This is a genomic window from Microbacterium pratiae (genome assembly GCF_047302165.1).
In the GTDB taxonomy this organism is placed as follows: Bacteria; Actinomycetota; Actinomycetes; order Actinomycetales; family Microbacteriaceae; genus Microbacterium.
Genome location: NZ_CP154843.1, coordinates 1,574,372 through 1,587,028, shown reverse-complemented (window position 1 = coordinate 1,587,028; position 12,657 = coordinate 1,574,372). Strand labels below are relative to the sequence as shown.

At 71.7% G+C, this 12,657-nt stretch carries 13 protein-coding genes; 5 read left to right on the top strand and 8 right to left on the bottom strand.

Going from position 1 to position 12,657, the window contains the following annotated elements:
* Position 1 precedes the first annotated feature (1 nt).
* Positions 2–829: a molybdate ABC transporter substrate-binding protein gene (modA, locus tag AA0Y20_RS07395; RefSeq protein WP_412938429.1), complete on the bottom strand. Its 828-nt coding sequence runs from the start codon at positions 827–829 to the stop codon at positions 2–4.
* Between the two features lie 3 nt (positions 830–832).
* Entirely contained in the window at positions 833–1,225 is a 393-nt protein-coding gene (locus AA0Y20_RS07390; protein WP_412938427.1) for a TOBE domain-containing protein, read from the bottom strand.
* Between the two features lie 119 nt (positions 1,226–1,344).
* On the opposite strand from AA0Y20_RS07390, the gene AA0Y20_RS07385 reads away from it, so the two are divergent.
* The 4 genes from AA0Y20_RS07385 to AA0Y20_RS07370 are packed head-to-tail and all read left to right on the top strand — an operon-like array spanning position 1,345 to position 4,412.
* The gene (locus AA0Y20_RS07385) at positions 1,345–2,448 is read left to right on the top strand and encodes a ThiF family adenylyltransferase (protein ID WP_412938425.1); all 1,104 of its coding nucleotides are present in this window, start codon (positions 1,345–1,347) and stop codon (positions 2,446–2,448) included.
* Complete coding sequence (gene glp, locus AA0Y20_RS07380; RefSeq protein ID WP_412938423.1) at positions 2,445–3,695, top strand: gephyrin-like molybdotransferase Glp; 1,251 nt, start codon at positions 2,445–2,447, stop codon at positions 3,693–3,695. Before AA0Y20_RS07385 ends, glp begins: the two co-directional genes overlap by 4 nt.
* A gap of 4 nt (positions 3,696–3,699) precedes the next feature.
* Entirely contained in the window at positions 3,700–4,179 is a 480-nt protein-coding gene (gene moaC / locus AA0Y20_RS07375) for a cyclic pyranopterin monophosphate synthase MoaC (protein WP_412938422.1), read from the top strand.
* Complete coding sequence (locus AA0Y20_RS07370) at positions 4,179–4,412, top strand: MoaD/ThiS family protein (RefSeq protein ID WP_412938420.1); 234 nt, start codon at positions 4,179–4,181, stop codon at positions 4,410–4,412. Before moaC ends, AA0Y20_RS07370 begins: the two co-directional genes overlap by 1 nt.
* Positions 4,413–4,433: 21 nt before the next feature.
* On the opposite strand, the gene AA0Y20_RS07365 is transcribed toward AA0Y20_RS07370, so the two are convergent.
* From AA0Y20_RS07365 to AA0Y20_RS07355, 3 genes are read right to left on the bottom strand one after another with little or no spacing between them, the layout of a single operon-like run.
* Entirely contained in the window at positions 4,434–4,862 is a 429-nt protein-coding gene (locus AA0Y20_RS07365; RefSeq protein WP_412938419.1) for a molybdenum cofactor biosynthesis protein MoaE, read from the bottom strand.
* Positions 4,862–5,338 carry a MogA/MoaB family molybdenum cofactor biosynthesis protein gene (locus tag AA0Y20_RS07360; protein WP_412938417.1) on the bottom strand — a complete coding sequence of 159 codons (477 nt, stop codon included), beginning with the start codon at positions 5,336–5,338 and terminating at the stop codon, positions 4,862–4,864. The genes AA0Y20_RS07365 and AA0Y20_RS07360 overlap by 1 nt, the downstream gene beginning before the upstream one ends.
* Positions 5,335–6,948: an SDR family oxidoreductase gene (locus tag AA0Y20_RS07355; protein ID WP_412938415.1), complete on the bottom strand. Its 1,614-nt coding sequence runs from the start codon at positions 6,946–6,948 to the stop codon at positions 5,335–5,337. Before AA0Y20_RS07355 ends, AA0Y20_RS07360 begins: the two co-directional genes overlap by 4 nt.
* A gap of 234 nt (positions 6,949–7,182) precedes the next feature.
* Between AA0Y20_RS07355 and AA0Y20_RS07350 the strand changes: the two genes are divergently transcribed.
* Positions 7,183–8,658: an MFS transporter gene (locus tag AA0Y20_RS07350; RefSeq protein ID WP_412938413.1), complete on the top strand. Its 1,476-nt coding sequence runs from the start codon at positions 7,183–7,185 to the stop codon at positions 8,656–8,658.
* Positions 8,659–8,682: 24 nt separating this feature from the next.
* On the opposite strand, the gene AA0Y20_RS07345 is transcribed toward AA0Y20_RS07350, so the two are convergent.
* Genes AA0Y20_RS07345 through AA0Y20_RS07335 form a run of 3 tightly spaced genes read right to left on the bottom strand, consistent with a single transcriptional unit; the run spans position 8,683 to position 12,593 of the window.
* Positions 8,683–10,635, bottom strand: a complete 1,953-nt coding sequence (locus AA0Y20_RS07345; protein WP_412938412.1) for a helicase HerA-like domain-containing protein — start codon at positions 10,633–10,635, stop codon at positions 8,683–8,685.
* Positions 10,636–10,645: 10 nt separating this feature from the next.
* Entirely contained in the window at positions 10,646–11,305 is a 660-nt protein-coding gene (locus AA0Y20_RS07340; protein ID WP_412938411.1) for a phosphatase PAP2 family protein, read from the bottom strand.
* Positions 11,306–11,363: 58 nt separating this feature from the next.
* Positions 11,364–12,593 carry a multidrug effflux MFS transporter gene (locus AA0Y20_RS07335; RefSeq protein ID WP_412939720.1) on the bottom strand — a complete coding sequence of 410 codons (1,230 nt, stop codon included), beginning with the start codon at positions 12,591–12,593 and terminating at the stop codon, positions 11,364–11,366.
* Between the last annotated feature and the right edge of the window lie 64 nt (positions 12,594–12,657).

Genomic DNA, 12,657 nt, shown 5'->3' with positions numbered 1-12,657 from the left:
CTCACGGGGCGCCGAAACCGAGGCGGCGGAGCACCGCCTGGCCGTCCTCGGACAGCACATAGGCGACGAACTCGGCGGCGGCCTCGGGCGACTGCGCGTCGGCGAGCGCCGCGATCGGGTAGCGGTTGACGACCCGCTCGGCGCCGGGGACCTCCACCGTCTCGACGTCGCCGGTGAGCGCGGCATCCGTGACGTAGACGAGCCCGGCATCGGCCTCTCCGGCGGCGACCTTCGTCAGCACCGCCGTGACGTTCTGCTCATAGCTGTCGACGCTCGCAGCAACCCCGGCGTCGCCGAGAAGCGTCGCCGAGGCCGCACCGCACGGGACGGCCTCGGCGCAGAGCACGACGGTGAGGTCGGCGTCGGCGAGGTCTGCCAGACCCGTGACCGAGCCGGGGTTGCCCGCGGGCACCACGAGGGTGAGCCGGTTCGTCGCGAAGATCTCCGGTGAGTCGGCGAGTCCGGCCGCGACGACCTTCTGCATGTTCGCCTCATCGGCTGAGGCGAACACGTCGGCGGGCGCGCCCTCGATGAGCTGGCTCGCGAGGGTCGACGATCCGTCGTAGCTGATGGGCGAGATGGTCACGGCGGGATGCCGCTGCTCGAACTGCGTCGCCAACTCGTCGAACCCGGTCTTCAGCGACGCCGCGGCGAAGACGGTGACCTCGCCCGAGACGTCGGATTCCGCGGTGCCGGGCCCCGATTCGGATGCCCCGGGCGGGCCGTCCGTCCCGAGGTCGGGCCCGCCGCCCGCGGCGCACCCGGCCAGCAGCAGTACGGCTGCGGCCAGAGCCGCGATGCTCGTCTTCCGTCGTGCTCGGATCTGCATGGCTCAGTCCTTCGGGGTCTCGATGACGACCGTGGTGGCCTTGACCACCGCGACGGCGAGCGACCCAGGTTCGAGCTGCAGCTCCCGCGCCGCCTCCGCCGACATCAGCGACACGACGCGGTGCGGACCGGACTGCACGTCGACCTGCGCCATCACCCCGTCGATCTGCACGCGTGTGACGAGGCCGACGAAACGGTTGCGGGCGCTCGAGAGCCGGTCGGCGGGGTCTGCGGCGGCGGACGCGAGCTCGACCGCGTGGGCCGCGAGGGCGTCGCCGGGCACCCGGGCCGGACTGTCGCCCGAGACCGGGAGGGCACCCTGGTCGATCCAGCGGCGCACAGTATCGTCGCTGACGCCGAGCAGGCGGGCCGCTTCCGAGATCCGATACGTCGTCATGTGCTGAACATACCCGCATCCGCGGGACCGAGGGACGGATTTCTCCGTATCCACGGATGATAATCGCGCAAGCATGCGCGGCCGCCCCCGGTACCCCTGTGCACGTCTAGCCTGATCCCATGACCGTCCCGCCCCTCATCGCTCCCGCCGGCACCCTGTCGGATCGAGAGCGCGAACGCACGGCCCGGCACGCCGTCCTCGCGGGCGTGGGTGACGAGGGGCAGCGGCGATTGACGGCGGCCCACGTCGCGGTCGTCGGTGCGGGCGGCCTGGGCTCGCCCGTGATCCTCGCCCTCGCCGCCGCCGGGGTCGGCACGATCACCGTCATCGACGACGACGTGGTCGAGTACGCCAACCTCCAGCGGCAGGTCATCCACCGCGCCGACGACGTGGGTTCGCCGAAGGTCGCCTCGGCCGTGCGCGCTGCCGCCGCGCTCTCACCGGAGACCCGGATCGAGACGCGCCGCGAAAGGCTGGATGCCGCCAACGCGTCGCGGCTGCTCGAGGGAAGCGACCTCGTCATCGACGGCACCGACACGTTCGAGACCCGAACGACCGTCGCCGCAGCGTGCGCGGTGCTCGGGCTGCCCCTCGTCTGGGGGGTCATCCAGGAGTTCCACGCCCAGGTCACCGTGTTCTGGACGGCGCCTCCCGAGGGCGTTCCCGCGATCGGCCTCGACGACCTCTACCCTGCGGGCAGCGCCGACGATCTGCCGACGTGCGCCGAGGTGGGCGTGCTCGGGTCTCTCTGCATGACGGTCGGCGGAATGCTCGCGACCGAGGCGATCAAGCTCATCACCGGCGTCGGCGACCCGCTCCTGGGCCGACTGATCGTGGTCGACGCCCTGACGGGGACGCAACAGGAGGTGCCGCTGCGTGCCGCGTCGAGCGCGCCGGGCGCGGGCACTGCTCCACCGCCCCGTGTCGCGCCGACGCCGCCGGCGGCTCCCGAGATCGGGCTCGATCAGCTCCGTGACCAGCAGCGCGCCGGCGCGGTCGTGCTCGACGTGCGTGAGCCGCACGAGACGGCGACCGGTGTGCTCCCCGGCTCGATCCTGCTTCCGCTCGGCGATCTCCTCGCCGAGCCGAGCCGCGTCGCCGCCGACCGCGTCGTGGTGGTGTGCGCGCACGGCATCCGGGCGCAGCGCGCAGCCGCTGTGTTGCGCGAACGGGGCGTCACGGCGTCCGTGCTCGCGGGCGGCCTCGCCGGGTGGCGATCATGAGCGGCAGGCTGCGGTCCGTCGAGGAGCAGCTCGCCGACGTCCTCGCCGCCGTGCGCCCGCTGCCGACCCGCACCGCGGGGCTCGCCGACGCCGCCGACCACGTCCTGCGAGAGGATGCGGTGGCGCGCGGCGGCATCCCCGACTTCGACAACTCGGCGATGGACGGATTCGCCGTGCGATTCGCCGACGTCGCGACGGCGTCGGCGCAGCATCCCGTCGACCTCGCTGTCGTGGCCGATCTGCCGGCCGGCTCCTCGGACGACCCGCCCCTGGGCCCCGGCGAGACCGTACGCATCATGACGGGCGCCCCGGTGCCGACCGGCGCCGACACCATCGTGCCGTTCGAGGACACCGCCGGCGGCCTCGACGACTCGCTCACGACCACACGCGTGCTCGCGGCCCCCGCGAAGCAGGGCGTGTTCGTCCGGCGCGCGCACGACGACATCCGTCCGGGCGACACGGTGCTGGGCGCGGGAGTTCTGCTCGGTCCCCGGCAGCTCGCCGCGCTCGCCGCTGCGGACATCGCGCGCGTCACGGTCTCGGAAGCTCCGCGCGTCGTCGTGATCTCGACCGGCAGCGAGCTCGTCGAGCCCGGCCTCCCCCGTACGCGAGGACAGATCCCCGAGTCGAACGGTCTGCTGCTCGAAGCGCTCGCCCGCCAGGCGGGCGCCGCCGTCGTCCGTCGTGTGCACGTCGACGACGGCGGCGGCGCGTTCCGGCGCGAGATCGCCGCGGCCACGACCGGAAAGTCGCGAGCGGATGTCGTCATCACGTCGGGCGGGGTGAGCGCGGGCGCCTACGAGGTCGTCAAGACCGTGCTCGGTGACGTGCTCCGCTTCTCGCGAGTGGCGATGCAGCCGGGCAAGCCGCAGGCGTTCGGTGTGCTGCCGTCGGGCACGCTCGTGTTCGGCCTCCCCGGCAATCCGGTCAGCGCCGCGGTGTCGTTCGAGGTGTTCGTGCGCCCGGCCCTGCTCGCCCTGCAGGGGCGCTCCGACCTGACCCGCCCGGCCCTTCGGCTTCCCGCGGCCGGGTCCTGGCGCACCCCACCCGGCCGGCGGCAATACCTCCCCGCGATCATCGACCGCACCGACCCTGCGCGCTGGTCCGTGCGCCCCGCGACGCCGGGAGGCTCGGGATCGCACCTCGCGGGAGCACTCGCCCTCGCCGAGGCGTACGCGGTCGTCCCGGCGGAGACCGCCGTCGTCGAGCCCGGCGACCTCATCGACGTCGTGCTGCTGGAAGGATGAGGGCATGAGCTTCACACACCTCGACGACGCCGGTCACGCCCGTATGGTCGACGTCACCGCGAAGCAGCCGACCGTCCGCGCGGCCACCGCCCGGGGCTTCGTCCGCTGCTCGCCCGAGGTCGTCGCGGCGCTGCGCGACGGCACCGTGCCGAAGGGCGATGTCCTCGCCGTCGCGCGCATCTCCGGCATCCAGGCCGCGAAGCGCACTCCCGAGCTGCTGCCCCTCGCCCACGTGATCGGCGTGCACGGCGTCGTCGTCGACCTCGACATCACCGACGACGGCATCGAGATCGAGGCGACGGCGCGGACCGCCGACCGTACCGGCGTCGAGATGGAGGCGCTCACCTCGGTCTCGGTCGCCGCCCTCGCGGTCGTCGACATGGTGAAGGGTCTCGATAAGTCGACCTCGATCGAGAACGTTCGGATCACGGCGAAGTCCGGCGGACGCAGCGGCGACTGGCGACGTCCGGGCGAGGACGCCTGATGGCCCGCGTGCGCTACTTCGCCGCGGCCGCCGAGCGCGCGGGAAGAACCGAAGAGACCCGCTCCGAGCTCACACTCGGTGCGCTGCGCGACGCGCTGTCACGCGAGAATCCCGGGCTTTTGGCGATCCTGCCGAAATGCGCCGTGCTGGTCGACGGCGCTCGCGTCGCCGACACCACCGAGATCGGCCCCGACGTCACCGTCGACATCCTGCCGCCGTTCGCGGGCGGCTGAGCCCGCCCGCGCTCGAGGCGGTCAGCCGCCGATCCCCTTCCACGCCGTCGTGCCGTCGGCCTCGATCTGCTGCTTCCAGATCGGCAGCTCGCGTTTGATCGCCTCGATCAGCTCGCGGCAGACGTCGAACGCGTCGCCCCGATGCGCCGTGCCCACCGCGATGACCACGGCCGCGTCGCCCACCGCGAGGTCGCCGATGCGGTGGCTGACCGCCACGATGCCGTCACGCCCCGCGAGCGCGGTCTCCGCGATCGATCGCAGCGTCGTCTCGGCGTCGGGATGGGCTTCGTAATGGAGCGCGGCGACCGTGCCCGCGGCATCCGGATCGTGGTCGCGCACGGTTCCGACGAAGCTCGTCACCGCTCCGACGGCGGGCGAGTCGACGGCGGCGAGGTGCTGCGACACGTCGAGGGGGTCGGTGGTGATGCGGGCGATCCGGACCTCGCCCATCAGTGATCGTGCCCGTCGAGCTGAGTGATGACGTGCTCGGCGATGCCGATGACGACGTCGATGCCGGATGCCACGGCGCGGGGCGACCCCGGCAGGTTCACGACGAGCGACCGACCGGCCACTCCCGCCCGGCCGCGCGAGAGGACGGCCGCGGGTGTCTCTGCGACACCGCGGCGGCGCAGCTCCTCGGCCACTCCCGGCAGTTCGCGCTCGATCACCGCGCCGGTACCCTCGGGGGTCTCGTCGCGCGGCGCCACGCCGGTGCCGCCCGTCGTGACGATCAGACGCGCTCCGCGCGCGATGGCGGCGCGCAGCGCCTCGGCCACGGAGGCGGCGCCGTCGGCGACGATCGTCGCGTCGCCGCACTCCCAACCTGCGACGCGCAGCGCCTCGACGGCGACGGGACCCGCCGTGTCGGGGCGCTCACCGGTCGCTGATCGGTCGGACACGGTGATGACGGCGGCGGAGCGGCTCATGCCCCCACCCTAGAAGCGTCTTCGTCCGCCGGGGCGGTGTCGTCGTCGGCGTGCGCGTTCTCGACGGCGATCCGCCCCTCCTCCACCTTCCCCTCGGCCATCTCGGTGATGCGTGTCGCCATCGCGGTGAAGATGAGCCCGTGGAACGGCAGCACGCCGAGCCAGTAGAGCCGCCCGGCGAGTCCGCGGGGGAAGAAGATCGCACGCTGCTCGTACCGGGCACCTCCCTCGCGAGGGGCGGCCTTGAGCTCGAGCCAGGCCTCTCCGGGCACCCGCATCTCCGCGCGCAGACGCAGGAGGTGCCCCTCTTCGACCGCCTCGACCCGCCAGAAGTCGATCGCGTCGCCGACACGCACCTTGCCCCGGCTCCGGCGGCCGCGTGCGAGACCGATCCCGCCGACCAGGCGGTCCATCCAGCCGCGGATCTCCCAGAGAGCGCGAGCGGAGTACCACCCGTTCGTCCCCCCGATGCCGGCGATGACCTCCCAGAGCCGCTCGGGTGATGCGCTCGTGTCAGCGGAGCGTTCGTCGGTGAACACCGTGCGGCCCGCCCACTCGGGGTCGCTCGGCAGCGGGTCGCTGGGCGCCCCGAGCACGTCGGCGTCCTGCCAGCTCGTCTCGACCTCGTCGGCATCGACCCGGCCGAGCGCCAGTCGCACACTCGTCCGGTACGACGTGAGACCGCCCTCGGGCTGCGCGATGATGCCGTCGATGTCGTGGTCGTCCATGACGCACTCGTTCTGCAGCGAGGCGATGAGCGGACGGGCGATCGCGCGGGGCACGGGCGTCACGAGGTTGACCCAGTGCGAGGCGAGCCCGGGCGTCAGCACCGGCAGGGCAGCGATCGCCCGCTGCCGCAGACCCGCCTCGAGGGCGTACCCGTTCATCATCTGGCCGTAGCGCAGGACGTCGGGACCGCCGATGTCGACGGCACGGTTCAGCTCGGGATCCACGCGAGCGGCCCCGAGCAGATAGTGCAGCACATCGCGGACCGCGATCGGCTGGATCCGGTTGCGCACCCACTTCGGCGCGGGCATGTAGGGCAGGACGTCGGTGAGGTGGCGCACCATCTCGAACGACGCCGACCCCGACCCGATGACGACCCCCGCCTGCAGCACGAGCGTGGGCACACCCGACTCCAGCAGGATCTCGCCGACCTCGACCCGCGAGCGCAGGTGTGGTGAGAGCTCCGCGTCGGACGGGTGCAGGCCTCCGAGGTACACGATGCGCTTCACGGATGCCGTCGCGGCGGCCTCGGCGACGGTGCGGGCCGCCCGCTCGTCCGCTTCCTCGAACCCGGCGCCCGCTCCCATCGAATGGATGAGGTAATAGACGACGTCCACGTCGTCTACGGCTTCGGCGACGGCATCCGCGTCGTCGGCAGATCCGCCCACTATGTCGACGGCGCCTCCCCACGGGAAGCTCGCGACGCGTTCGGGCGTGCGCGCCAGCACACGGACGCGGTAGCCGGCCGCGACGAGACGGGGAACGAGGCGCCCGCCGATGTAGCCGGTGGCGCCGAGCACGAGGGCGCGGGGCGCCGATCCGTCGCGTCGGGGCTGCGCCTGCAGCTCGGGCTCGTGTCCGGTGGGTGCGGTCAGCTCGGTCATGTTCAGACGGTAGGCGTCGACCGCCCCCGACCGACACGACTTGACACGCCCCGTTCGACGGGTCGCCCGTCGAACGGGGTGCCGCCGCGCGCGCACGATAGGCGGCGATTCGCCCGATCGCAACGTCCGGCCCCGAGCTTGCGTGGTCCCCCTGCTGCCGGACTACGCTCCCGTGAGCGAAGGACAGTCGTCTGGCGACCCGAGCCCGGCGGCGCTGCCGGAGGAGAACCGAATATGTCACGCACGCGAACCCAGCGGCCTGCCCGCCGACGTCTCGAGGTCGACGACGTCATCGTCGTCGAACGCAAGAAGGTCCGCACCGCGATCTCGGGCACCGTCGTCGGCAACTTCATGGAGTGGTTCGACTTCGGGATCTACGGCTACCTCGCCGTCACCCTGACCGTCGTCTTCGCCGAGGACATCCCCGACCCGTGGGGCCTGCTCGTGACGCTGCTCGGATTCGCCGTGTCGTTCCTGGTGCGCCCCTTGGGCGGCATCGTGCTCGGTCCGCTCGGCGATCGGATCGGGCGCCAGAAGGTCCTGTTCCTCACGATGGCGATGATGGCGACCGCGACGGCGCTCATCGGCCTGCTGCCGACATCGGCGCAGATCGGCATATGGGCGGTCGTGCCCCTCTACGTGCTGAAGATGGTGCAGGGATTCTCGACCGGAGGCGAGTACGCCGGAGCCTCGACCTACGTCACCGAGTTCTCGCCTGACCGTTCACGCGGCTTCTGGGCGTCGTGGCTCGACGTCGGCTCCTACGTCGGCTTCGCTGCCGGCGCCACGGTCGTCGCGCTCACCACGCTCATCACTCAGGGGCTCTGGGGCCCGGACGCGATGGTCGACGGCGGATGGCGCATCCCGTTCCTCGTCGCCATCCCGCTGGGGATCGTCGCCATCTGGTTCCGGCTGCGCATCCCCGAGACCCCGGCATTCGAGCAGGAGTCGGAGTCGACGGCGACCCCCAGCAAGGACGACCCGATGGCCCGTCACGGCATCGGCGGCATCCTGCGCCACCACTGGCGGACGATCCTGGTCGCCGTCGCGATCGTCGCCGCGACCAACACGGCCGGCTACGCCCTGACCAGCTACATGCCGACGTACCTCGAGAAGGAGGTCGGACTCTCGAACCTCTCCGCCGCGGTGGCGACGGTTCCCGTGCTCGTCGTGATGTCGGCGACCCTGCCGTTCGTCGGCCGGCTCAGCGACCGGTTCGGCCGGCGTCGCATCTACGCCTTCGCGATCGGCGCTTCGCTCGTGCTGACCGTTCCGGCGTTCGCGATCATGCAGATCGGCGAGCTCTGGGCCGTCTTCATCGCGCTGGGTGTCATCGCCGTGCCGGTCGCGCTGTTCGTCGCGATCTCCGCCAGTGCGCTGCCGGCGCTGTTCCCGACCGCGACACGCTTCGGAGCCATGGGCATCGCGTACAACCTCGCGGTTTCGCTCTTCGGAGGCACGACTCCGCTGTTCAGCCAGGCACTCATCGAGTGGACGGGCAACACCTACATGCCGGCGTTCTACATCATGTTCTTCTCGGCACTCGCGGCCGTCGCGCTCTTCTCGATGCGCGAGACCGCCCAACGTCCCCTGCTCGGGTCGGTGCCGACGGTCGAGACCGTCGCCGAGGCCGAGGCTCTCGTCGCACGACAGGACGACGACCCGCGCATCGACACCTCGACGATGCCGCTCGACATCATCCGCCCCTGAGGCGCCCGCGTCCCCGGAGTGCTGTCAGCGCCGGCCGGTGCCGAAGATGCCCCGGATGACGCCGGTCAGCACCTCCTGGGCCGCACGCGAACCGAGGATCTGCTCCGCCGGCGTCTTCCGGCGCGAGCGGGTGTTCGAGGTCATGCTCTTCAGCATCCGATCGCGGTCACGGCGTTCTTTGGCCTCGTCGGCGGCGGCCTGCTTGCGGATGGCCGCGAGCTGCTTGGCGTAGGCGGCGTCAGCCTTCGCGCGCAGCTTCGCGGCATCCTGCTCGGCCTTGTGGCGCGCGGCCTCGGCCTCGGCAGCGTCGAGGGCCGCCTGCGCGGCGTTCATGCGAGCGGTCAGGATCTCGCGAGCCGACTCGCGGTCGATCGCCTCGGCGTACCGGGCCCGGATCTCGGATGCCGACACGCGGGCCTCCATGTCCGCGGCAGCCGCCGGCGACATCGAGGCCTGCGGAGCACGGAGCCGTGTCCACGCGACGGGCGTGGGCGCACCCTTCTCGTTCATGACGGTGACGATCGCCTCACCGGTTCCGAGCTCCTGCAGCACGCGCTCGAGGTCGTAGCCCGATCGCGGGTAGGTGCGGACGCTTGCACGCAGCGCCGTGACGTCGTCCGGGGTGAAGGCCCGCAGCGCGTGCTGCACGCGCGAGCCGAGCTGCGCCAGCACGTCCGACGGCACGTCCTTGGGCGTCTGGGTGACGAAGAAGACGCCCACTCCCTTCGACCGGATCAAGCGGACGGTCTGGACGACCGCCGACAGGAAGTCCTTCGAGGCGTCGCGGAACAGCAGATGCGCCTCGTCGAAGAAGAACACGAGCTCCGGCTTATCGACATCGCCGACTTCGGGCAGCACCTCGAACAGCTCGGCCAGCAGGTACATGAGGAACGTCGAGTAGAGCACCGGCTGGTCGGCGACCCCGGGCACCTCGAGGAGAGTGACGACGCCTTCTCCGGTGTCGGTCGTGCGCATGAGGTCGCGGACATCGAACTCCGGCTCGCCGAAGAAGACGTCCGCCCCGGCGTCGGCGAAGGTGACGAGCTCGCGGAGGATGACGCCGGCCGTGGCCTTCGAGAGTCCCCCGAGCTCCGCGAGCTCGGGCTTGCCGTCGTCGCTCGTGAGGTAGGTCAGCACCGCTCTGAGGTCGGAGAGGTCGACGAGAGCCAGGCCGTTCGCGTCTGCGTAATGGAAGACCAGCCCGAGGCTCGACTCCTGCGTCGCGTTGAGTCCCAGGACACGGCTCAGCAGCAGCGGACCGAATCCCGACACGGTGGCGCGGACGGGCGTTCCCGTTCCTCGGTCGCCGAGCGCGAGGAACTCGGTCGCGAACGAGCGCGGCGTCCAGTCCTGCCCGATGGCGCTCGTCCGGGAGAGCAGCTTCTCGCCGGCCTCGCCGGGCGTGGCCAGCCCCGAGAGATCGCCCTTGATATCGGCGGCGAAGACCGGCACGCCGCTCGCCGCGAGCTGCTCCACGAGGACCTGAAGCGTACGGGTCTTGCCCGTGCCGGTCGCGCCGGCGACGAGGCCGTGACGGTTCGTCATCGCGAGGGGGATGCGAACGGGCGCATCGCGTTGCGGCTCGCCGTTCAGAAGCGCTCCGAGCTCGAGCGCCGGCCCGTCGAACGCGTAGCCCTGTCGAATCGTGTCGACCTCCGCCGCCGCGAGCGGTCCCGGCTCCGCGTCGAGCCCTCCCCCGGTCCCAGCGGGCTCGTTCCCGGCGTCCGATGTCGCCGAGTCGTCGGCGGGGGTGGGCTCGGGGGCTCGAGTCGCGTCGGGTGGATCGACCGCTCCCCCGGCCGGAGCCGCGGCCGCCGTTCGAGCCGCATCCGCCTCGGCGGCGGCCAGAGCGGCTCGGGCACGGGCAGCGATGAGCGCCGCCTCGGCGGCATCCGCCTCGGCCCGCAGTCGCGCGAGCTCGGCGGCGGCCACCGCGTCGTCGGAGGGAACAGCGGGGTCGCCGGGCGAGACGCTCATGCGGGCGAGCCTAACCCCGACGCTCCCGCACGACACGCCGCTCCCGCTCGAGCTGCTCCGTGAACATCGCGGCGATCACGAGCGCGACGCCCGCCCCCAGCAGCATCCCTCCGACGGTGTCGGAGAGCCAGTGCGCGTGCACGACCGTGCGGCTGAGCGCCATGAGGAGAGTCCAGACGACACCCACGATCGCGACCCACACGCGCGGGAAGAGGATGACGGCCACCACCGCGATCGTGGCCGCGTTGGCCGTATGCCCCGACGGGTATGAGCCCGCGTCGGTCGTCACCAGGATGTCTTCGGGCCGGGCCCGGTCGACGAGGTTCTTGATCAGCTGCACGACGAGCGCGCTCACCGCCGACGCCACGATGAAATAGCCCGCGGCCCACGGGCGGCGCAGCAGGACGAGGGCGACGGCCACGGCGATGGGAATCGCGAAGACCCCCACCCACGTGCCGCCGATCCGGTTCATCACGAGCCCGAACACGAGTCCGACCGCTCCCGGATCGGCGGGCAGCGTCTCGTTCCACCACCGGTCGACGCCGAAGGGCTGGCCGAGCTGCATGAACAACCACCACCCGAGCAGCGCACCGGCCGCCATCAGGACGATGCCGATGGCGGCACGGCGCGGCCAGAGTCGGCGGGGATCGGTCATCGGGGCGTCGTTCATCGACCCATTGTGTCGACGGTGGCCGATTCGACGCCGCCCCTTGCGCTGGGCGTGGCGATCAGGGAGAGAGCTGCGGAACGCTGCGCGGACGCACGACGAGCCACAGCGAGAGCACGGCCACGACGGCGCAGCCGGCCATCACCGAAGCCATCGTCGTCGCGGTGATGCCCGAGCCGCCCGAGATCCAGGCGGCGAGCGGCGAGATGAAACCGGCGACACCGAAGTTCACGGCGCCGATGAGGGATGCCGCGGTCCCGGCCGCGCGACCATGACGGTCGAGGGCGAGCACCTGGACGCAGGGGAACGTGAATCCGCACGCGGTGATGAAGAAGAACAACGGCACGACCGTGCCCCACAGCCCGAGACCCATCTGGTCGGTGACGATGATGCTGGCTCCGGCGACGACGAGCACGGCGGTCGAGACCGCCATGACCCACTGCGGACCGAAGCGGGCCGCGAGGCGCGACGCCGTCTGCACGCCCAGGACGACGCCGAGCGAATTGACGGCGAAGAGCACGCCGTACTGCTGCGGGTCGAAGCCGTAGGTCTGCTGGAAGAGGAAGGACGATGACGACAGGTACGAGAACAGTCCGCTGAAGGTCATCCCGCCGATGATGAGCACGCCGATGAAGATGCGGTCGCTCAGGACGCTCCGGTAGCGCTGCCAGACCGTCGCCGAGCCGTTGTCACGACGACGCGCCTTGGGCAGGGTCTCGGGCACGAGGAAGAGCGAGGCGATCAGCATGACTCCGCCGTAGGCGGCGAGCACGACGAAGATGCCGCGCCAGGGCATGACCGTCAGCAGACCCGAGCCGACCAGCGGCGCGGCGACCGGGGCGACGCCCGAGACCAGCGCCAGGCGGCTCAACATCACGACGAGCCGGCGCCCACCGAAGAGGTCGCGGACGATCGCCATCGCGACGACACCGCCGGCCGCGGCACCGATGCCCATGAAGACCCGAGCGGCGCTCAGCAGCTCGAGGGTCGGGGCGATCGCTGCGGCGGTGCTCGAGAGCACGTGCAGAGCGGTCACGCACAGCAGCGGGACCCGTCGCCCGAGCTTGTCGCTGAGCGGACCGACGATGAGCTGACCGAGCGCGAACCCGACCATGGTTCCGGTCAGCGTCAGCTGGATCGCCGCGGCGGTCGTCTGGAAGTCGGCCTCGAGCGCGGGGAACGCCGGAAGGTACAGATCGATCGTGAAGGGCCCGAGCGCCGTCAGGGCACCGAGCAGGATGATGTAGATGACGCGACGCGAGGTCGGGATCGCGTCGCCCGGGTGGAGCATGATGGGGGCCGTGGCCGGGTTCGAGCCCAGCGTACGGATCGCCCCGGTGGCGGAGGAGGACTGA

What these genes read in the sequence shown, in the direction of transcription:
- AA0Y20_RS07360 (WP_412938417.1), bottom strand. Translation starts at nt 5,338, where the DNA reads ATGAGCCGCTCCGCCGCCGTCATCACCGTGTCCGACCGATCAGCGACC.
- modA (WP_412938429.1), bottom strand. Translation starts at nt 829, where the DNA reads ATGCAGATCCGAGCACGACGGAAGACGAGCATCGCGGCTCTGGCCGCA.
- AA0Y20_RS07345 (WP_412938412.1), bottom strand. Translation starts at nt 10,635, where the DNA reads ATGAGCGTCTCGCCCGGCGACCCCGCTGTTCCCTCCGACGACGCGGTG.
- AA0Y20_RS07385 (WP_412938425.1), top strand. Translation starts at nt 1,345, where the DNA reads ATGACCGTCCCGCCCCTCATCGCTCCCGCCGGCACCCTGTCGGATCGA.
- AA0Y20_RS07365 (WP_412938419.1), bottom strand. Translation starts at nt 4,862, where the DNA reads ATGGGCGAGGTCCGGATCGCCCGCATCACCACCGACCCCCTCGACGTG.
- AA0Y20_RS07370 (WP_412938420.1), top strand. Translation starts at nt 4,179, where the DNA reads ATGGCCCGCGTGCGCTACTTCGCCGCGGCCGCCGAGCGCGCGGGAAGA.
- AA0Y20_RS07335 (WP_412939720.1), bottom strand. Translation starts at nt 12,593, where the DNA reads ATGCTCCACCCGGGCGACGCGATCCCGACCTCGCGTCGCGTCATCTAC.
- AA0Y20_RS07340 (WP_412938411.1), bottom strand. Translation starts at nt 11,305, where the DNA reads ATGAACGACGCCCCGATGACCGATCCCCGCCGACTCTGGCCGCGCCGT.
- moaC (WP_412938422.1), top strand. Translation starts at nt 3,700, where the DNA reads ATGAGCTTCACACACCTCGACGACGCCGGTCACGCCCGTATGGTCGAC.
- AA0Y20_RS07390 (WP_412938427.1), bottom strand. Translation starts at nt 1,225, where the DNA reads ATGACGACGTATCGGATCTCGGAAGCGGCCCGCCTGCTCGGCGTCAGC.
- AA0Y20_RS07355 (WP_412938415.1), bottom strand. Translation starts at nt 6,948, where the DNA reads ATGACCGAGCTGACCGCACCCACCGGACACGAGCCCGAGCTGCAGGCG.
- AA0Y20_RS07350 (WP_412938413.1), top strand. Translation starts at nt 7,183, where the DNA reads ATGTCACGCACGCGAACCCAGCGGCCTGCCCGCCGACGTCTCGAGGTC.
- glp (WP_412938423.1), top strand. Translation starts at nt 2,445, where the DNA reads ATGAGCGGCAGGCTGCGGTCCGTCGAGGAGCAGCTCGCCGACGTCCTC.